Raw genomic sequence first — 19875 nt, 5'->3', positions numbered from 1 at the left:
GGCAACATACGGTACGCGGCTTAATGTGCTACCCTGTGTGTCGGAACACAATATCCGTTGCAGCATTGAAAATATGCCACACAATATAAGGCTGTTTGAACCGATTGCAAGTGTCCGTGCAAAGAAGGTGCAAGATTGGGCAAACGGCATTTTCAGACGGCATAACTGACAGTATAATCCAAACGTCCGGCTGCTTTCGTGCAGCCTTCAGTATTATCCAACTTTTTCCGAAGGCCGAACCATGCGCTACAAACCCCTCCTGCTCGCCCTGATGCTCGTTTTTTCCACGCCCGCCGTTGCCGCCCACGACGCGGCACACAACCGTTCCGCCGAAGTGAAAAAGCAGGCGAAGAACAAAAAAGAACAGCCCGAAGCGGCGGAAGGCAAAAAAGAAAAAGGCAAAAATGCCGCCGCGAAAGATAAAAAAACAGGCGGCAAAGAGGCGGCAAAAGAGGGTAAAGAGGGCAAAAAAACCGCCAAAAACCGCAAAGAAGCAGAGAAGGAGGCAACATCCGGGCAGTCTGCGCGCAAAGGACGCGAAGAGAATAAGGAATCGAAGGCGGAACACAAAAAGGCATATGGCAAGCCTGTGTCCGAATCCAAAGAAAAAAACGCAAAAACACAGCCTGAAAACAAACAAGGCAAAAAAGAGGCAAAAGGACAGGGCAATCCGCGTAAGGGCGGCAAGGCGGATAAAGACACTGTTTCTGCAAATAAAAAAGACCGTACCGACAAGGACGGAAAAGCAGTGAAACAGGACAAAAAACACACGGAAGAGAAAAATGCCAAAACCGATTCCGACGAATTGAAGGCCGCCGTTGCCGCTGCCACCAATGATGTCGAAAACAAAAAAGCCCTGCTCAAACAAAGCGAAGGAATGCTGCTTCATGTCAGCAATTCCCTCAAACAGCTTCAGGAAGAGCGTATCCGCCAAGAGCGTATCCGTCAGGCGCGCGGCAACCTTGCTTCCGTCAACCGCAAACAGCGCGAGGCTTGGGACAAGTTTCAAAACCTCAATGCCGAGCTGAACCGTTTGAAAACGGAAGTTGCCGGCGCGAAAGCGCAGATTTCCCGTTTCGTATCGGGGAACTATAAAAACAGCCAGCCGAATGCGGTCGCCCTGTTCCTGAAAAATGCCGAACCGGGTCAGAAAAACCGCTTTTTGCGCTATACGCGTTATGTGAACGCCTCCAATCAGGAAGTCGTCAAGGATTTGGAAAAGCAGCAGAAGGCATTGGCGGCGCAAGAGCAGAAAATCAACAATGAACTTGCCCGTTTGAAGAAAATTCAGGCAAACGTCCAATCACTCCTGAAAAAACAGGGTGTAACCGATGCTGCGGAACAGGCCGAAAGCCGCAGACAGAATGCCAAAATCGCCAAAGATGCCCAAAAACTGCTGGAACAGAAAGAAAACGAGCAGCAACTGAACAAGCTCTTGAGCAATTTGGAGAAGAAAAAGGCCGAACACCGCATTCAGGATGCGGAAGCAAAAAGAAAACTGGCGGAAGCCAGACTGGCGGCTGCCGAAAAAGCCAGAAAAGAAAAAGAAGCGGCGCAGCAGCAGGCTGAGGCACGACGTGCGGCAATGTCCAACCTGACTGCCGAAGACAGGAACATCCAAGCCCCTCCGGTTATGGGTATCGGCAGTGCCGACAGTTTCAGCCGCATGCAGGGACGTTTGAAAAAACCGGTTGACGGTGTGCCGACCGGACTTTTCGGGCAGAGCCGGAGCGGCGGCGATGTTTGGAAAGGCGTGTTCTATTCCACTGCACCGGCAACGGTTGAAAGCATTGCGCCGGGAACGGTAAGCTATGCGGACGAGTTGGACGGCTACGGCAAAGTGGTCGTGGTCGATCACGGTGAAAACTACATCAGCATCTATGCCGGTTTGAGCGAAATTTCCGCCGGCAAGGGGCAGCCGGTTTCTGCGGGAAGCAAAATCGGCACGAGCGGGTCGCTGCCGGACGGGGAAGAGGGGCTTTACCTGCAAATACGTTATCAAGGTCAGGTATTGAACCCTTCGAGCTGGATACGTTGATCGGATTGCCGAACGGTAGGCTTTATGCAAATCGTGCCGATATGGTGCGCTGTTCCGTGAAGTCTGCCGTTTGCCGTACCTGTGTTTTCCGGTTTTTGGAAATCAAGAGAGAAAGTTAAAGAAGAATGTCGAAACCTGTTTTCAAGAAAATCGCACTTTATACCCTGGGCGCAATCAGCGGCGTTGCCGTCAGTCTGGCGGTGCAGAGTTTTGCCGCCGTGAAGGACAGGCGGGATAACGAAGTCCTGCCGGTGCAATCCATCCGCACAATGGCGGAGGTTTACGGTCAAATCAAGGCAAACTATTATCAGGACAAACCCGATGCCGATTTGTTTGAAGGCGCGATGAAGGGTATGGTGGCCGGTTTGGATCCGCATTCCGAATATATGGATAAAAAAGGTTATGCGGAAATGAAGGAATCGACCAGCGGCGAATTTGGCGGCTTGGGGATGGAAATCGGGCAGGAAGACGGTTTTGTCAAAGTGGTTTCGCCGATTGAGGACACGCCTGCGGAACGGGCGGGGGTGAAAAGCGGCGACTTCATTGTGAAAATCGATAATGTTTCGACGCGGGGGATGACGGTTAGTGAAGCGGTGAAGAAAATGCGCGGCAAGCCGGGTTCGAAGATTACTTTGACGCTGTCGCGTAAAAATGCCGACAAGCCGATAGTCGTCAACCTGACGCGCGCCATCATTAAAGTGAAAAGCGTCCGCCATTATTTGCTCGAGCCGGATTACGGCTATATCCGCGTGTCGCAGTTCCAAGAGAAGACGGTCGAAAGCGTCAATACCGCCGCAAAAGAGCTGGTAAAGGAAAACAAAGGCAGACCGCTCAAGGGGCTGGTGTTGGATTTGCGCGACGACCCCGGCGGGCTTTTGACCGGCGCTATCGGCGTGTCGGCGGCGTTTCTGCCGTCTGAAGCGGTCGTCGTCAGCACAAAGGGGCGCGACGGCAAAGACGGCATGGTACTGAAAGCCGTTCCTGAAGATTATGTGTACGGTATGGGCGGCGATCCTTTGGCGGGTATTCCCGCCGAGTTGAAAACGATTCCGATGACGGTATTGGTCAATTCGGGTTCGGCTTCCGCGTCGGAGATTGTCGCAGGTGCATTGCAGGACCACAAACGCGCGGTGATTGTCGGTACGCAGAGCTTCGGCAAAGGTTCGGTTCAGACTTTGATTCCCTTGTCCAACGGCAGCGCGGTCAAGTTGACGACCGCCCTGTATTACACGCCGAACGACCGTTCTATTCAGGCGCAGGGGATTGTTCCCGATGTCGAGGTGAAGGATAAGGAACGCACTTTTGAAAGCCGCGAGGCGGATTTGATCGGACACATCGGCAATCCTTTGGGCGGCGAGGATGTCAATAGTGAAACCCTTGCCGTACCGCTTGAAAAAGATGCGGATAAGCCCGCTGTAAAAGAAAAAGGCAAAAAGAAAAAGGATGAGGATTTGTCTTCAAGGCGGATTCCCAACCCTGCCAAAGACGAGCAGTTGCGCAAGGCTTTGGATTTGGTCAAGTCGCCCGAGCAGTGGCAGAAGTCTTTGGGGCTGGCGGCGAAAAAGCCGGTTTCAAATAAGGATAAGAAAGACAAAAAAGATAAGAAGTAGGTTTTGACGATGCCGTCTGAAAGGGTTTCAGACGGCATATTATGTTTGAGAGGACAGGTTATGAGCGATTTTTTACCGGAATTTGAACCGTTTGCAGAGAAAATTGCAGCCACGGCAAAACCCGTCGTGCGTTTTTCTTTGAAGAAAGAGACAGTAGAACTGTGGGACAGCAAGGTCGGCGGCAGACCTTATCTGCCGGAGGGTATGGAATATCCCCAAAACGACCAAGGACAACCGCTTTCCCTGCTGGCACAAATCAACTTTGCCCAAATGCCGCATCTGCCGGACTATCCGACCGAAGGCATCGTCCAGTTCTTTGTCGACGGTTACGACGATTTGTCGGGCATGGATTTCGACGACTTGCGCGCTCAAAAGGGATTCCGTGTTTTGTACCATCGCGAAGTACGGCAGGAAGGTTTGCGTTCGGATGTTCCGGCATATTCCGATTTCGGGGATTTCGGAGTCGGTCTGCCGTTTGGTGCAGAGGAAGAATTCCGCATGGTTTTTTCCGAACCGGAGACGCAATATCTGTCTTTCGACGATTACCGTTTCGATCGGACTTTTCCGGAAATGCGCAAGCTGATTCTTGAAAGGGTTACGGATACGGGTAACAACGATTGGCGGCTTTACGAGAACTATCGGGAAGCCTCCAATCAGGCGGGACACTGTATTGGCGGTTATCCCTGCTTTACCCAATACGATCCGCGCGGCGGCAGTTTGGAAGGCTACGAACTGCTGTTCCAATTGGAAAGCCAATATGATGAGAACGAAGGAATAGACATCATGTGGGGCGATATGGGTATCGGCAATTTCTTTATCGCGCCCGAAGATTTGGAAAAATGCGATTTTTCCAAAACGGCATTCACTTGGGATTGCGGTTGAGTTCAGACGGCATACGGTCGGGAATGTCTTTTATTCCATGCCGTCTGAAAGACGTTTCTGCCCCATCCCTACTACACGCTTTGTCCGCAAACGCATCACAGGCAAGATTATGGAAGTTATCCGATACCCCGATTCCCCCTTCAAACTCCACCAACCTTTCCCGCCCGCCGGCGACCAGCCCTCCGCCATTGCCGGCCTGCTCGAAGGGCTTTCAGACGGCCTTGCCTATCAAACCCTGCTCGGCGTAACCGGTTCGGGCAAAACCTACACCATGGCGAACGTCATCGCCCAAAGCGGCCGCCCCGCCATCATCATGGCGCACAACAAAACCCTTGCCGCCCAGCTCTATGCCGAAATGCGCGAGTTTTTCCCCGAAAACGCGGTGGAATATTTCGTCTCCTACTACGACTATTACCAGCCCGAAGCCTATGTACCCAGCCGCGATTTGTTCATCGAAAAAGACAGCGCGATCAACGAACACATCGAGCAGATGCGCCTTTCCGCCACCAAAAACCTGATGACGCGCAACGATGTAATTATCGTTGCCACCGTGTCCGCCATTTACGGTATCGGCGACCCGACCGAGTATCAACAAATGGTGTTGTCCGTCAAAGAAGGCGACACCATCGAGCAGCGCGACATCATCGCCACGCTCGTTTCCATGCAGTACGAACGCGGCGATTTGGACTTCAAACGCGGCAGCTTCCGCGTGCGCGGCGACGTGATTGACGTGTACCCCGCCGAAAGCTCCGAAAACGCCTTGCGCATCAGCTTGTTCGACGACGAAATTGACCGCCTCGATATGTTCGACCCGCTTTCAGGCAGCCTGCAACAGCGCGTCGGCCGCTACACTGTCTTCCCGTCCAGCCACTACGTTACCCCGCGCGACACCGTATTGCGCGCCTGCGAGTCCATCAAAGAAGAACTGCGCGAACGCATTGATTTCTTTACCAAAGAAAACTGCCCCGTCGAACAACAACGCATCGAACAGCGTACCCGCTTCGACCTCGAAATGCTCTACGAAATGGGCTTCTGCAAAGGCATCGAAAACTACTCCCGTCACTTCTCCGGCAAAAAAGAAGGCGAACCACCGCCCACGCTGATGGACTACCTGCCCGACAACGCCATCATGTTCATCGATGAAAGCCACGTTACCGTTACCCAAATCGGCGGCATGTACAAAGGCGACGCATCGCGCAAGCAAAACCTCGTCGACTACGGCTTCCGCCTGCCTTCCGCCCGCGACAACCGACCGCTCAAATTCCACGAATTTGAAAAAGTCATGCCGCAAACCGTTTTTGTTTCCGCCACCCCCGCCAAATATGAAGAAGAACACGCCGGACAAGTGGTCGAACAAGTCGTCCGCCCCACAGGACTGGTTGACCCCAAAATCATCATCCGCCCCGTTGCCACCCAAGTCGATGACTTAATGAGCGAAATCAACGACCGCATCCAAAAAGGCGAGCGCGTACTCGTTACCACCCTCACCAAACGCATGGCGGAACAACTCACCGACTATTACAGTGAACTCGGCATCAAAGTGCGCTACCTGCACAGCGACATCGACACCGTTGAGCGCGTTGAAATCATTAGAGATTTACGGCTCGGACTGTTTGACGTACTCGTCGGCATCAACCTCTTGCGCGAAGGCCTCGACATCCCCGAAGTCTCCCTCGTCGCCATCCTCGACGCAGATAAAGAAGGCTTCCTGCGCTCCCACCGCAGTCTGATTCAAACCATAGGGCGCGCCGCGCGCAACGTGAACGGTGTCGCCATCCTGTACGCCGACAAAATCACCGACTCCATGAAAGCCGCCATCGACGAAACCGAACGCCGCCGAGAAAAACAGATTAAATTCAACGAAGAACACGGCATCGTGCCGCAGCAGATTAAAAAACAGGTCAAAGACATCATCGACGGCGTGTACCACGAAGAAGACAGCGGCAAAGGCCGTCTGAAAGGCAAAAACAAGGTCAAAGTCGGCGAAATCCACAACGAAGAAGACGCGATTAAAGAAATCGCCAAACTGGAAAAAGCCATGCAGCAGGCGGCTAGGGATTTGCAGTTTGAAGAGGCGGCTGTGTTGCGGGATAGGATTCGGGGGATTAAGGAGAATTTGTTGTTTGGGGCGGAGTGACTTGTATAGTTATGTATTTTTATACAATTTATAATTTCTAATATTATAGTATAGGATGAGGGTTAAATGTCTAAATCATCATTTTGTGAAACATTTTGGAACGATTGTAAAGAATACCTTTTACAGGTTCTTTTATTTACAATGACAGCTATCGTGTATTCGTTAATTTACGAATCATCTAATAAAAAAGCTATTGAAATATTTACTGATTTAGTAGTACCCAATAATGGATTCGTTAGTCAGTTATTGATATATTTATTTGTGGCTGTATTATTGTTTATTTTTACAACGATAATTTTAACAATGTTAGCTTCAATTTTGAATTGGGCTAAAAATCTATTTAAGAAAAATAGTATGAAAAATAAAAAGATTAAAGAACAAAACAAAATTTTATCTTGGTCTGAAGTTAAATATAGTAGTCCACTATTTTTTAAACGTGCTGGCTCTACATGTGCTAACGTAGGCTCTGTAGGTATATCTGTTATTTCTATTCTGACATTTTTATGGGCATTCCCACATTTGTTTGAGTTATCTGAAGCAGATAAGAAATTCATAGAGACTATTAAATATGACGAAATAATTATTTATTGGGTTGTAATGGTTTTGTTCTTCATGATGATGATTGCTTGGAAAAGTTTCTCTTCCGTATATATTGAAGCGTGGATTAAAAACCGCAGCAATCGGTAACCTGCATCTCCACCAACTGCGTGCGTGGCTGCACCACACACCCTACCTGCGGACGACACAAACTTTAAACCCAACGTTCAGGCGTGTGCGGTATGCACGCCCGCGTTTTCTGCTTGAGGCAGCCTGCACTTTCCAATTCCCAAAGCAACCGTAGGTCGGATACTTGTATCCGACAAAACCTTTAATATTCCCGTCGTTGCAATTCATTGCAGAAATACCCAAAATGTTGGATTCGAGAATCCGACCTGCGGAAAACTAAAGATTTCATGCGGGCTACGGCTTGTTGAGTTATCAAAGGAGCGAAAATAATGAATCAGAACAGGGATCTTCGTTTTGCAAAGCAGTTTGGAGATTTTGCTGAGTCTTTAGTAATGTATGTTTTAGGTCTAAATAATTGGTCAGTTGCGCTAATTGATCATGTTGGTGCTGATGTTTTGGCGATAAGCAGAGAAAAACCATGTAAGAGGATAGTTATATCGGTAAAAGGAAGAAATTTCCCAGAGACAGAAAGCAAATCATTTGATTTTGATAGGAATAATATAAATAAATTAAAAGACACAGCCGAGCTTTTAGATATGGCTCCCGCAGTTTCTTTTGTATTTGTTGATACTTCAGAAAAATTAAGGAAAATCAGATTGATAATGACTGAGTTATCAGAGTTGGAACGTCTGGCTGAAGATAAGGCTATTGATTTTATAAACTATAATAGTAAGCAAGGTATTCAAATAAAATTTACTCAAACTAAAAGAGTAAATCATTTGTGTGCAATAAAAGAAACTCCTAGTATTTTTTATACGGAACTAACATTTAATGTTGAGGGCGTGTTTTCTCAAAAGACATAATCTATACTCCAATAAACTTTGAGTAGAGCAGTGCATATACTTTACCTGCAGGCGGCACAAGCTTTAAAATCGATGTGCAGGTTAAAACCTACACGTAGGATGTGTGCGGTACACACGCGTTTTTGCCGTTCAAACCATTGTTTTAAACCTTGTATCAAAACATCGCCCGCTGCTTTATCTTGAAAAAATGCCGTCTGTCAGCAAACGTGCTTCAGACGGCATTTTTTATTCGGCGGTCTGTTATCCGATCCGTTTGAATACCAAGTCCCAAACGCCGTGTCCGAGGCGTTTGCCGCGCGCTTCGAATTTGGTTTCGGGGCGGTAGTCCGGGGTGGGGGCGTAGTCTGCCGCCGTATTTTGCAGGCTGTCGAAGCTGCTGAGGACTTCAAGCATCTGCCGCGCATATTCTTCCCAGTCTGTCGCCAGGTGGATATAGCCGCCGGTTTTGAGTTTGGGCAGCAGTTTGGCGATGAAGGGGGCTTGTATCAGACGGCGTTTGTGGTGGCGTTTTTTGTGCCACGGGTCGGGGAAGAATATGTGGATGCCGTCGAGCGAGCTGTCTTGAAGCATATTTTCGACAACTTCTACGGCATCGTGCCGCATCACGCGGATATTTTCCAAATGGTTTTCGTTGATGAGTTTGAGCAGGTTGCCTACGCCGGGACCATGTACGTCGATGGCGAGGAAGTCGGTTTCGGGCAGGCGGCGGGCAATTTCTGCGGTTGCCGTCCCCATGCCGAAGCCTATTTCAAGGATTTTGGGTCGGCTGCTTCCGAAACGGGCATTAAGATCGGCCGGTGTTGCTTGGTAGTCGATGCCGAAGCTGTCCCATAAGGTATCGATGGCGCGTTGCTGCGCGGCGGTCATATGGCTTTGGCGGAGGACGAAGCTACGGATGCTGCGGGGGTGTCCGGCTTGATGGTCGTTTGGTGTTTGGTTTTCGGCGGTGTCTGTCATAATGCTTTCGTGCGCTTGTGCAATCAGGATGCCGTCTGAATGTGAAATGCCTGTTCGGACGGCGGGAAGGGAAAGGGGCGATTATACCTGTTTCGTTTTTGCGGGGTAAATGTACCAGTGTTCAGACGGCATTTTGCCACTGTTGCAGCAGTTCTTGCAGGACGCTTTTTTGCCCGTATCCGTTGTTTATGGCTTCTTGCAGGTAGCGGCAGGCTTTTTCTTTGTCCGGTCCTACACCGTGTCCGCTGTAATGGATGCAGGCGAGGTTGTAGAACGCCATACTGTCTTTTTGCGCGGCGGCTTGTTCAAACCATTTGCGGGCTTTGCCGTAGTCGGCGGCTATGCCCTGTCCGAAGTAATACATACTGCCCAGATTGGTTTGGGCTTTGCTGTGTCCGAGTTCTGCGGCTTCTGTGTAGAGTTTGAGCGCGGCTGCGTATTCGGGTGTGCATTGTAATCCGTAATGCAGGGCTTGGGCTTTTTGATAAAGCTGTTCTGCCCTTTGCCGCCTGATGGCGGAATCTTTGATGCCGCCGTATTGGTCGGGATGGTTTAACGCGCTGTCGGATATGAGTTTCTGATAGGCGGAAAGGCTGCCGGCTTCGGCTGCCTGCCGGTAATAATGCCGGGCTTTTTCTGTATCGGGGGCTGTGCCCAAACCGTAGCGGCAGATGTCGCCCAGTATCCGCAAACCTTCGGGATGGCGTTCGGCGGCTGCTGCTTCGGCATGATGCAGGGCAAGTTTGTGGTTTCTTTCCTGATATTTGCCTTGCAGGTAGATGTCGGCCAGCGCGGCATGGGCATCGGGGTCATTTTCCTGTGCCGCCTGTTGGAACCGGTAAACGGCTTCGTCGGGAGCCGTAGGCAGGATGAGTTCGGCAAGCGGGGTGTAGGCGGGAATGTATCCTTGTTGCGCGGCGGCACGCAAATGATTGACGGCCTGTGCCGTGTCGGTTTGCGTCCCTTGTCCAAAACGGTATTGCAGCCCGAGTTGCCAATGTGCTTCCGGCAAGCCTTGTGCCGCCGCTTTTCGGTAGAGCAGGTGCGCCGTTTCAAAATCCGGCGGTGTGCCGTACCGGCAGTATTGGGCAAGCAGGTATTGCCCGTGGGGGTTGTTGTTTTTTGCGCTTGTTTTTGCCCATTCCAAGGCCTCTTTAAAATGCCGGGACGCATACAGCAGGTACATCAGGCGGACTTGTGCTTCAGGCAGCCCTTTCTCTGCCAGAGGTCTGTAAAGCGGTATCAGGGTTTCTGGGGGCGCGCCTTCCAATTCTTGGATATATGCCAAATTGTAACGTGCATAGGGATGCCCCTGTTCGGCGGCGATGCGGAGCATTTCCATACCTTGTTCGCGGTCTTGGTGCGGGCTGTCCGCGTCCATCAGGTGTTTTGCCAACTCGAATGCGGCGGCGGGATGGCCTGCCGAGGCCGCTTCTGTCAGCAGTCGGCGGACTTCGGCAAAGTTATATTGTTTTTGAGACAGGCGTTCCAAGACCTGTCGATAGGTTAAGTCGGGATTGTTCATATCAGATCGTTTTCCGTTTTGTCGAATCATCGTTATGTGTTATGAAGTTAGGTTTATATCGGCACGCCGGCCTGCTGTATCATATTTTTATAGACGGTTTTTGCTTTAGCGGCATACTAATGCAGATGATTATAAATGGTTTCCGCCAATGTCTTGCTGATGCCTTCCACTTTTTCCAAGTCCTCGCGGCTGGCTGCAATCACGCCGCGCAGGCCGCCGAATCGGGTGAGCAGGGCTTGGCGGCGTTTGCTGCCTACGCCGGGAATGTCGCCGAGGGACGAGGTAACGCGTGCTTTGTCGCGTTTTTTGCGGTGGCCGGTGATGGCGAAACGGTGTGATTCGTCGCGCACGGTTTGCAGAAGGTGCAGGGCGGGGCTGTGCGGGGGCAGGCGGAAGGTTTCACTGGTAAACGGAAGGATGAGTTCCTCCATACCGGCTTTGCGCTCCGGGCCTTTGGCGATGCCGACCAAAGGGATGTGCAGCCCGAGTTCTTCCCATACGGACACGGCGATGCCGATTTGTCCTTTGCCGCCGTCAATCAACACGGCATCGGGCCATTTTACGGCCTCGCCGTTGGCTTCGGCTTCCTGCATTTTGCCGTAACGGCGCGTCAACACTTCACGCATGGCGGCGTAGTCGTCGCCGGGTTTGGCGGTGGTGATGTTGTAGCGGCGGTATTGCGAAGGCTGGATGTTTTGTTCGTCGTATACGACGCAGGAGGCGATGGTGGCTTCGCCTTGGGTGTGGCTGATGTCGAAGCATTCGAGGCGGTTAAGGTCGTCTGAATTCATGTTCAGGATTTTTGCCAACTCGTCGATGCGGTGTTGCTGGCTGCTTTGTTGCAGGCGGCGTTGGGCAATCGCCATTTGTGCGTTTTGTTCCGCCATTTTCAGCCAGACTTTGCGTTCGCCTATGGTTTTGGTCACGAACTGCATTTGTTTGCCGTGTTCGCCCTCCAAGGCTTCTTTTAATGCGTCGGGGACGGGGAAGTTGCTGATGATGATGTCGGGCTTGCTTTTGCCCAGATAGTGTTGGGCGACGAAGGCTTCGGCGTAGTCTTGTCCGTTTGGTTCGGGGTCGTTTTTGGTGTCGGGGAAAAAGCTTTTGTCGCCGACGTGCCGCCCGCCGCGTATGCTGACCCAGTGTATGCAGACGATGCCGTCTGAAACCGCCAGCGCGAGCAGGTCGATGTCGTTGGGGTTGTTGGGGTTTTTGCTGTCGATGAACTGGTTGCTCTGCATAATGCCGAGTGCTTGGATTTGGTCGCGGTAACGGGCGGCTTCTTCAAATTGCAAATTCGCGGCGGCGGTCTGCATTTTGTGTTGCAGGGTGCGGGTCAGTTCGTCGGTTTTGCCGTTGAGGAAGGTGGCGGCTTGACGTACGCTGTCGCGGTAGTCTTCTTCGCTGATGTGTCCGACGCAGGGCGCGGTGCAACGTTTGATTTGGTACAGCAGGCAAGGGCGGTCGCGGTGTTCGAACACGCTGTCTTCGCAGGTGCGCAGCATAAAGACTTTTTGCAACACTTGAATGCTGTCGCGCACGGCGTTGCTGTTGGGATACGGGCCGAAATATTGGTTGGGCTTTTTCAGCGTGCCCCGGTAATACGCCATTTGCGGATATTGATGGCCGCTGAGCATCAGATAAGGATAACTTTTGTCATCGCGGAAAAGGATATTGTATTTCGGCGACAGGGCTTTGATGAAGTTGTTTTCGAGAATCAGGGCTTCGGCTTCGGAACGGGTGACGGTGGTTTCGATGTGGCGAACCTGTTTCACCATCAATGCGATGCGCGGCGAATGGTCGTTTTTTTGGAAATAACCGGACACGCGCCGCTTGAGGTTGACGGCTTTGCCGACGTATAAGACCTTGCCGCTTTCGTCGAAAAAACGGTATACGCCAGGCAGCTTGGGCAGGTTTTTGAGGAAGAGCGGGATGTCGAATTGTTCCGGAGGACAGTTTTCTGTATTCATATCAATCATTTGAAAAACGGCTTCAGACGGCATATCGGCAGCGGCAGCCTTATCCGTTCGGAAAAGCTGTCGGGTAGTTATATGCGGTCAATCGATTTTTACCCGTTTCAGGCGCAAGGCATTGCTCAACACGGAAATTGAGCTTGCCGCCATTGCTGCACCTGCGATGACGGGGTTTAAAAAGCCGAGTGCGGCGAGCGGAATGCCCAAAATATTGTAGAAGAAGGCGAAAAACAGGTTTTGCTTGATGTTTTTCAAAGTCGCCTGCGACACCAGCAGGGCATCGGCGAGCTGGTTGACCGAATGTTGCATCAGCGTGGCGGACGCGGTGTGTTCGGCAACGTCCGCGCCGCCTTTCATCGCAAAGCTGACGTTGGCGGCAGCGAGCGCGGGCGCGTCGTTGATGCCGTCGCCGACCATCGCCACGGTTTTGCCGGCGGCTTTGAGTTTCTGCACTTCGGCGGCCTTGTCGCGCGGACTCATATTACCAAAGGCGTGTGCGATGCCCAGTTGTTTGGCGACATATTCGACCGTGCCTTGGTTGTCGCCGCTCATAATATAGACATCGATATTGTGTTTTTTCAGACGACCTACGGCTTCGGCGGTATCGGCTTTCAACGCGTCTGCAAGTGCGAATGCGCCGATAGGTTTGTTATCGACTGAGACTGCAACAATGCTTGCAATGTCCCAAACGCCGTCTGAAAACTTCGGCAAGGTCAATTCGGCAAATTCGGCTTTGCCTGCTTTCACCAAACCCACGCCTTCCACTTCGGCGGTAATGCCTGCGCCGACAACGGTTTGCGCGTTTTGTGCGGCGGGAATGTCCAAACCGCGCACTTGGGCGGCGGAAACGATGGCGCGGGCAAGCGGATGAGCGGCGTTTTGTTCGACGGCGGCGGCGATGCGGTACAAAGCGTCTTCGTCAAAGCCGCTGTCGGGAACGCAATAAACGGCGGCAACCTGCGGCCTGCCTTCGGTCAGCGTGCCGGTTTTGTCCAGCACGACGGCATCGACGTGGGCGGCTTCTTCCATTGCCGCCGCGTCTTTAAACCAAATACCGTGTTTCACCGCTTTGCCCATGCCGACCATAATCGCGGCAGGGGTTGCCAGACCGAGCGCGCACGGGCAGGCAATTACCAAAACGGCAACGGCGTGCATCAGAGCAACCGTCCAATCGCCTTTTACCAGCCAAGTGGCGATAAAAGTCAGAAGCGCGATGCCCACGACGGCAGGCACAAACACCGCCGCCGCCTTGTCTGCCACGCGCGCAATCGGCGCTTTACTGCCCTGCGCTTCGGACAGCGCGTTCATCATGTCGCCGAGCAGGGTTTGGCTGCCGAGCTGCGCGGCGCGGTACACCACGCTGCCTTCGGTCATCAGTGCGCCTGCCAACACTTTGCCACCCGCTTTTTTTTCTTCGGGATTGGATTCGCCGGTGAGGTGGCTCTCGTCCGCCCAACCGCTGCCGCTCTCGATAATGCCGTCGGCAGCGATGCGTTCGCCGTGGTTGGCGCGGATTAGGTCGCCGATTTGCACTTGGTCGATGGGCAGTTGTTTCCATTCGCCATCGCGTTGCACGTTGACTTGGGTTGGCGTGAGTTTGAGCAGCAAACCCAAGCTGTTCAGGCTGGATTTTTTGGTGCGGTGTTCCAAAAATTTACCCAGTGACACAAAACCGATCACCATCACGCCCACTTCAAAATACACATGCGCCATGCCGTGCGCCGCATGCGGACTGAAAAACAGCATATAGACGGAATACAGATAAATCGAGACCGTGCCGATGGTAACGAGCACGTCCATATTCGCCAGTCCGCCCTTAATGCTCGCCCACGCGCTTTTGTAAAACGGGATTGCCAGCCAAAGCTGTACCACGCTCGCCAGCGCGAATTGCCATACCGGCGGAATCATCCAATCGTGCCGACCAATCATCATGCCTGCCATGCCGATAAGGAACGGGATATTGATGGCGAACAGCAGCCACAACCGCCAGCCGATATGGTGTTCTGCTTCGGGTTGCGGCAATGTATCTTCCGTTTTTTCCTTCGCGCCGTAACCTGTTTTCTCAATGATTTTGGCAATATCGGCTGCGGAGGTTTTGCTGTCGTCAAACGTAACCTGCGCCTCCTCGCTGGCGAAGTTCACCCCCGCCGATTCGACAAAATCTTTTTTGTTCAACACTTTTTCAATGCGCGAAGCACATGCCTGACAGGTCATGCCTTCGATTTGGAAACGGATTTTTTGTTGCATAAGTTTGATTCCTTCTTTGATGTTCAGACGGCGGTCAAGGTTGCGGGATGCCGTCTGAACGCCCGTATGGTCGAAATTTCTCAAACGCGCCGATAATTCGAGTAGAATCCGAAAACTTGACACAGCAAAGGAAAAACGATGTCCCAACACCGCAAACTGATTATTTTGGGTTCCGGCCCCGCCGGATACACCGCCGCCGTCTATGCCGCGCGCGCCAATTTAAACCCCGTCATTATTACAGGTATCGCGCAAGGCGGGCAACTGATGACCACTACCGAAGTGGACAACTGGCCTGCCGATGCTGACGGCGTGCAAGGGCCGGAATTGATGGCGAGGTTTCTCGCCCACGCCGAACGTTTCGGAACAGAAATCATTTTTGACCAAATCAACGCCGTCGATTTGCAAAAACGCCCGTTCACACTCAAAGGCGATATGGGCGAGTACACTTGTGATGCCATGATTGTCGCAACAGGCGCGTCCGCCAAATACATTGGTTTGCCGAGTGAGGAAGCGTTTGCAGGGAAAGGCGTTTCCGCCTGCGCCACCTGCGACGGTTTCTTCTACAAAAACCAAGATGTTGCCGTAGTCGGCGGCGGCAATACGGCAGTTGAGGAGGCACTCTACCTTGCCAATATCGCCAAAACCGTTACGTTGATTCACCGCCGCAGCGAGTTCCGTGCCGAAAAAATCATGATTGACAAACTGATGAAACGCGTGGAAGAGGGCAAAATCATCCTCAAGCTGGAAAGCAATCTGCAAGAAGTACTGGGCGACGATCGGGGCGTAAACGGCGCATTATTAAAAAACAACGACGGTTCTGAGCAACAAATTGCCGTCAGCGGCATCTTTATCGCCATCGGGCACAAGCCGAATACCGATATTTTCAAAGGGCAGTTGGAAATGGACGAAGCCGGCTACCTGAAAACCAAAGGCGGTACGGCGGACAATGTCGGTGCAACCAATATCGAAGGCGTATGGGCGGCGGGCGACGTAAAAGACCATACCTACCGTCAGGCAATTACCAGCGCGGCCTCCGGCTGTCAGGCGGCTTTGGACGCGGAACGCTGGCTGGGCAGCCAAAACATTTGAATGCCGTCTGAAACCGAAATTTTCGGCGGAATGCAAGTTTTTCGTACTAAATCCTTGATTCCGTCGGAAAACCCCAATATAATGCCGCTTCTTTAAACCTTGCCTTCTGCTTTCGCATGGCAGAAGGCTGTTTTTACCATCCATAAGGAGATAACATGCGTCATTACGAGATCGTGTTTATCGTTCATCCTGATCAAAGCGAGCAAGTGCCCGCTATGGTTGAGCGTTACAAAACCATGATTACCGAGGCAAACGGTAAGATTCACCGTCTGGAAGATTGGGGTCGCCGCCAACTGGCTTACCCGATTAACAAAATCCATAAAGCACATTATGTTTTGATGAATATTGAAACCACTCCCGAAGTTGTTGAGGAGTTGGAAACCGCGTTCCGTTTCAATGATGCGGTATTGCGTCATCTGACCATCAAAACCAAACACGCCGTTACCGAAGCATCCCCTATGTTGGGTGGTGAAAAGGCTAAGAACCTGCTGAGCGGTGCGTCTGAAGAAGCGGCTGCCCAATAATTGGGATTCAATAATCTTGTTTCGCTTGTCGCGTTAATTGAAAAGGTTTTCCCTATTCGATATACGCCTGCCGGAATCTCTGTCTTAGATATTATCTTAAAGCATGAATCATGGCAGAAAGAAAATGGACAGCAATGTCTTGTCCAATTGGAAATTCTGGCACGGATTTTAGGCAGGCAGGCGGAAGAGTGGCAGTATCGGCAAGGTGTATATGTTCACGTCGAAGGTTTTTTAGCTCAAAAAAGCAGACGTTCCCTGATGCCGATGATCAGAATACAAAATATTAAAGAATATAAAGGTTAAACGACAATGGCTCGTCAATCATTCAAACGTAGAAAATTCTGCCGTTTCACGGCTGAAAAAATCCAAGAAGTCGATTACAAACAAGTTGATTTGCTGAAAGACTTTATCTCTGAAAACGGTAAAATCATTCCTGCCCGCATTACAGGAACGAAGGCATTCTACCAACGCCAATTGGCTGTTGCCGTAAAACGCGCGCGCTTCCTGGCTCTGCTGCCTTACACCGACCAACACAAATAATTTTGGAGATTGAATCATGCAAATTATTCTGTTAGAAAAAATCGGCGGTCTGGGCAACTTGGGCGACATCGTAACCGTTAAAAACGGTTATGCCCGCAACTTCTTGATTCCTGCCGGTAAGGCAAAACGTGCTACTGAAGCAAACATGAAAGAGTTTGAAGCACGCCGCGCCGAATTGGAAGCCAAACAGGCTGAAATTTTGGCAGATGCCCAAGCCCGTCAGGAAAAATTGGATGGTCAAACCATTACCGTTGCCCAAAAAGCCGGTGTGGACGGTCGTCTGTTCGGTTCCGTTACCAATGCTGACATTGCAGCTGCAATCGTTGCTGCCGGTATCGAAGCTGTGAAAGCAAATGTACGCCTGCCAAACGGTCCTCTGAAAGCCGTTGGCGAGTACGAAGTGGAAGTGGCTTTGCACACTGATGCCGTTGCTAAAATTACCGTTGCCGTCGTTGCCGCAGTCGAGTAATTGAAATTATCAGAATGCCGTCTGAAACCCTGCCGATTATCGGAATGTGGTTTCAGACGGCATTTTTTTTGTTTTCCGTATGTTCTGCAAAAATCGGGATGGTTGTTTTTATTTGCCTGAAATCTTTGCAGAAATAGTTTGTTAACGAAATTTGATGCATAAAATGCGCTAAAAAATATTCAATTGACAAAAACTTTTCTAATTTTGAGAAAAGTAGGAAAATCAGAGGCTTATTTATTTTGAAAATGGTAGCGGGCATAAAATTTGGCTATGTTTCAATATTGTGCTGGTAAGCATACTTCGTTTTAGAATATTCAATAGGATAACTTCCTGACTGACCGAAAACCATGGTCTTTTCCCTTGCAAACAGTTGAAATCAACGGATTGTTAAAATACATCCTAAAAATTTAATAACTTATATGATTGCAAAGGTTGTGGCTTGTATGCCGGTCATTATGGCGGAAATGCCGTTTGGGAGGCGGCCGCATCGCGTGGAATCGGCACGGCAGGCGATGCGCCGATGCCTTCGGACGTGAAGGCAGGGAAATCGGCAGTTTGGAAAAAGGCAATAGAATCTGTGGGCAGAAGAAGTTAAGGGCAAAAGTCGGGCGCACGGTCAGGTTGTCTGTTCTCTTGTCGGAACAGGAGGCAGGGCAGCTTTATTCTGATTAATTGCTTGTGCAAACGGTAAAAAGGTTTTTTCGTGTGTTTTAAAGCAGGTTGTACAGCATTTTTCCGGCAATCAAAAGCAACATAATGCCGAAGGATTTTTTGAGTTTGGCAGAAGAAAGTTTGTGGGCGGTTTTGACACCGAGCGGGGCAAAGGCAATGGTTGCCGCGCTGAGGACGGCAATGGCGGGCAGGTAAAGGAAGCCCAGCGACCCTTCGGGTAATCCTGCAATATTCAGGCTGTTGACCAGATACGATATTGCGCCGGATAGTGCAATCGGCCAGGCAAGGCCGGATGATGTACCGATGGCTTTATGGGCGGGGAAGCCGCAGTGGATTAAGAAGGGGACGGAAAGTGAACCGCCGCCTATACCGACCCAGCTCGACATTGCGCCGAACAGTGTGGAAACCACAGTCAGCCCAGGCAGCTTGGGCAACGGGCGTGATGCCGTCTGAGGGCCGGTATGCAGTGTTTTGAATGCGACGGCGGTTAAAAACAGGATGAAGAAAATTTGAAGCCCGAACGCGGGGATATATTTTGCGGAGAGTGCGCCCGCGAATACGCCGAATATCATACCCGGCATCATCGCAAATACGGTTTTCCAGTCGACCGCCCGTTTTTTGTGCTGCCCCAACATACTGGAAAAGGCGGTGAAGACCATGACGGCGAAGGATGTGCCAACGGCGAGGTGTTGCGCGTAAGGATGTTGTGCCAAACCCTGCAAATCAAGCACCCATAAAACGACAGGGACAATCAGCGTGCCGCCGCCTACGCCGAACAGGCCGGCGATAAAACCTGCCGCACTGCCTACGGCAAGCAGGATTAAGATAATGTCCCAATGCCACATTTAATCTGCCTTTCTGTATTTTTTCCAAAATCGGCGTGCCGCCATAATGTAGCCGGAGAGGCTGTATCCGAAGAAGAACAGGAAGAGGACAAGAGACGGCTCCCAAGTAATCAGAAGCAGCAGCAAAACGGCAAGCAGCATTCCGACAAAGGGGACTTGTCTGCGGATGTTGATTTCTTTAAAACTCCAAAAAGGGATTTGGACAATCATCGACAGGCCGGCAAACAGTGTGATGCCCAATGCCCACCAGTGGACGGCGGGGAATTTTTCGACGCTGTGGTTGACCCAAATCAGCCCGACAATCAGCGCGGCGGCAGTCGGACTGGGCACGCCGATAAACCAGCGTTTATCCACCTTGCCGATAAGCGTGTTGAACAGCGCGAGGCGCAGGGCGGCGCAGGCGCAGTAGATGAAGGCGACGGAATAACCGATTTTGCCGAACTGCCAAAGCTGCCATTTATAGGCAATCAGCGCGGGGGCAACGCCGAAGCTGACCATGTCGGCAAGGCTGTCGAGCTGCTCCCCGAACGCGCTTTGGCTGTTGGTCAGCCGCGCCACGCGCCCGTCCATGCCGTCCAGCAGCATGGAGATGAATACCGCGATGGCGGCGGTTTCATAACGTCCGTGCATGGATTGGGTGATTGCGTAAAACGCGGAAAACAGCGCGGCGATGGTAAAGGAGTTAGGTAGCAGGTAAATACTGTTTTGACGCAGAGAGCGTTGCGGGGTGTTTGGCGGGATTTCCATAGTTGAAGTGTCTCACGGACGTGGAGAATTGATGTTCGGATTATAACGCAAACGCTTATCAAACAATACGCCCTGCCGGTTTAAGCCTCTG

Annotated in this window: 17 protein-coding genes; 11 read left to right on the top strand and 6 right to left on the bottom strand. The window is 51.3% G+C overall.

What is annotated here, in order from left to right:
• Nucleotides 1-241 precede the first annotated feature (241 nt).
• The 6 genes from DBY86_RS03865 to DBY86_RS03840 all read left to right on the top strand — a co-directional run bounded on the left by DBY86_RS03865 (nt 242) and on the right by DBY86_RS03840 (nt 8196).
• The gene (locus DBY86_RS03865; RefSeq protein ID WP_107818987.1) at nt 242-2038 is read left to right on the top strand and encodes a peptidoglycan DD-metalloendopeptidase family protein; all 1797 of its coding nucleotides are present in this window, start codon (nt 242-244) and stop codon (nt 2036-2038) included.
• Nucleotides 2039-2163: 125 nt separating this feature from the next.
• Nucleotides 2164-3648 (top strand): S41 family peptidase, encoded by a 1485-nt coding sequence (locus DBY86_RS03860; protein ID WP_107818986.1) that lies wholly within the window; start codon nt 2164-2166, stop codon nt 3646-3648.
• 60 nt (nt 3649-3708) lie between these two features.
• Nucleotides 3709-4530, top strand: coding sequence for a DUF1963 domain-containing protein (locus DBY86_RS03855; RefSeq protein ID WP_107818985.1), 822 nt, complete (start codon nt 3709-3711; stop codon nt 4528-4530).
• Nucleotides 4531-4639: 109 nt separating this feature from the next.
• A complete protein-coding gene (gene uvrB, locus DBY86_RS03850; protein ID WP_107818984.1) occupies nt 4640-6667 on the top strand; it encodes an excinuclease ABC subunit UvrB in 2028 nt (675 codons plus the stop codon).
• 66 nt (nt 6668-6733) lie between these two features.
• Nucleotides 6734-7354, top strand: coding sequence for a hypothetical protein (locus tag DBY86_RS03845; protein ID WP_159068543.1), 621 nt, complete (start codon nt 6734-6736; stop codon nt 7352-7354).
• A 308-nt stretch (nt 7355-7662) separates the two neighbouring features.
• Complete coding sequence (locus DBY86_RS03840) at nt 7663-8196, top strand: hypothetical protein (protein WP_003752575.1); 534 nt, start codon at nt 7663-7665, stop codon at nt 8194-8196.
• A gap of 240 nt (nt 8197-8436) precedes the next feature.
• Here DBY86_RS03840 and trmB read toward each other — a convergent pair whose 3' ends face one another.
• From trmB to DBY86_RS03815, 4 genes are all read right to left on the bottom strand, one after another.
• The gene (gene trmB / locus DBY86_RS03830; RefSeq protein ID WP_107818982.1) at nt 8437-9153 is read right to left on the bottom strand and encodes a tRNA (guanosine(46)-N7)-methyltransferase TrmB; all 717 of its coding nucleotides are present in this window, start codon (nt 9151-9153) and stop codon (nt 8437-8439) included.
• A gap of 121 nt (nt 9154-9274) precedes the next feature.
• Nucleotides 9275-10678, bottom strand: a complete 1404-nt coding sequence (locus DBY86_RS03825) for a tetratricopeptide repeat protein (protein ID WP_107818981.1) — start codon at nt 10676-10678, stop codon at nt 9275-9277.
• A gap of 116 nt (nt 10679-10794) precedes the next feature.
• Entirely contained in the window at nt 10795-12681 is a 1887-nt protein-coding gene (uvrC, locus tag DBY86_RS03820) for an excinuclease ABC subunit UvrC (RefSeq protein WP_107818980.1), read from the bottom strand.
• 54 nt (nt 12682-12735) lie between these two features.
• Nucleotides 12736-14898, bottom strand: coding sequence for a heavy metal translocating P-type ATPase (locus tag DBY86_RS03815; RefSeq protein WP_101133151.1), 2163 nt, complete (start codon nt 14896-14898; stop codon nt 12736-12738).
• A 138-nt stretch (nt 14899-15036) separates the two neighbouring features.
• Here DBY86_RS03815 and trxB point away from each other — a divergent pair, with 138 nt between their 5' ends.
• The 5 genes from trxB (at nt 15037) to rplI (ending at nt 17520) form a co-directional block, all read left to right on the top strand.
• Nucleotides 15037-15987, top strand: a complete 951-nt coding sequence (trxB, locus tag DBY86_RS03810; protein ID WP_002245073.1) for a thioredoxin-disulfide reductase — start codon at nt 15037-15039, stop codon at nt 15985-15987.
• Nucleotides 15988-16142: 155 nt separating this feature from the next.
• Nucleotides 16143-16511 carry a 30S ribosomal protein S6 gene (gene rpsF, locus DBY86_RS03805; protein ID WP_002232587.1) on the top strand — a complete coding sequence of 123 codons (369 nt, stop codon included), beginning with the start codon at nt 16143-16145 and terminating at the stop codon, nt 16509-16511.
• Nucleotides 16512-16814 carry a primosomal replication protein N gene (gene priB / locus DBY86_RS03800; protein ID WP_107818979.1) on the top strand — a complete coding sequence of 101 codons (303 nt, stop codon included), beginning with the start codon at nt 16512-16514 and terminating at the stop codon, nt 16812-16814.
• 6 nt (nt 16815-16820) lie between these two features.
• The gene (gene rpsR, locus DBY86_RS03795) at nt 16821-17051 is read left to right on the top strand and encodes a 30S ribosomal protein S18 (RefSeq protein WP_002213306.1); all 231 of its coding nucleotides are present in this window, start codon (nt 16821-16823) and stop codon (nt 17049-17051) included.
• A 16-nt stretch (nt 17052-17067) separates the two neighbouring features.
• Nucleotides 17068-17520 carry a 50S ribosomal protein L9 gene (gene rplI, locus DBY86_RS03790; RefSeq protein ID WP_107818978.1) on the top strand — a complete coding sequence of 151 codons (453 nt, stop codon included), beginning with the start codon at nt 17068-17070 and terminating at the stop codon, nt 17518-17520.
• 710 nt (nt 17521-18230) lie between these two features.
• On the opposite strand, the gene DBY86_RS03780 is transcribed toward rplI, so the two are convergent.
• Both DBY86_RS03780 and pssA read right to left on the bottom strand, forming a co-directional pair.
• Nucleotides 18231-19037 carry a sulfite exporter TauE/SafE family protein gene (locus DBY86_RS03780; protein WP_107818976.1) on the bottom strand — a complete coding sequence of 269 codons (807 nt, stop codon included), beginning with the start codon at nt 19035-19037 and terminating at the stop codon, nt 18231-18233.
• Nucleotides 19038-19784: a CDP-diacylglycerol--serine O-phosphatidyltransferase gene (gene pssA / locus DBY86_RS03775; protein ID WP_107818975.1), complete on the bottom strand. Its 747-nt coding sequence runs from the start codon at nt 19782-19784 to the stop codon at nt 19038-19040.
• Nucleotides 19785-19875: the final 91 nt, after the last annotated feature.

It is taken from the genome of Neisseria bergeri (assembly GCA_003044455.1).
GTDB lineage: Bacteria > Pseudomonadota > Gammaproteobacteria > Burkholderiales > Neisseriaceae > Neisseria > Neisseria bergeri.
This window is presented reverse-complemented; position numbering and strand designations above follow the sequence as displayed.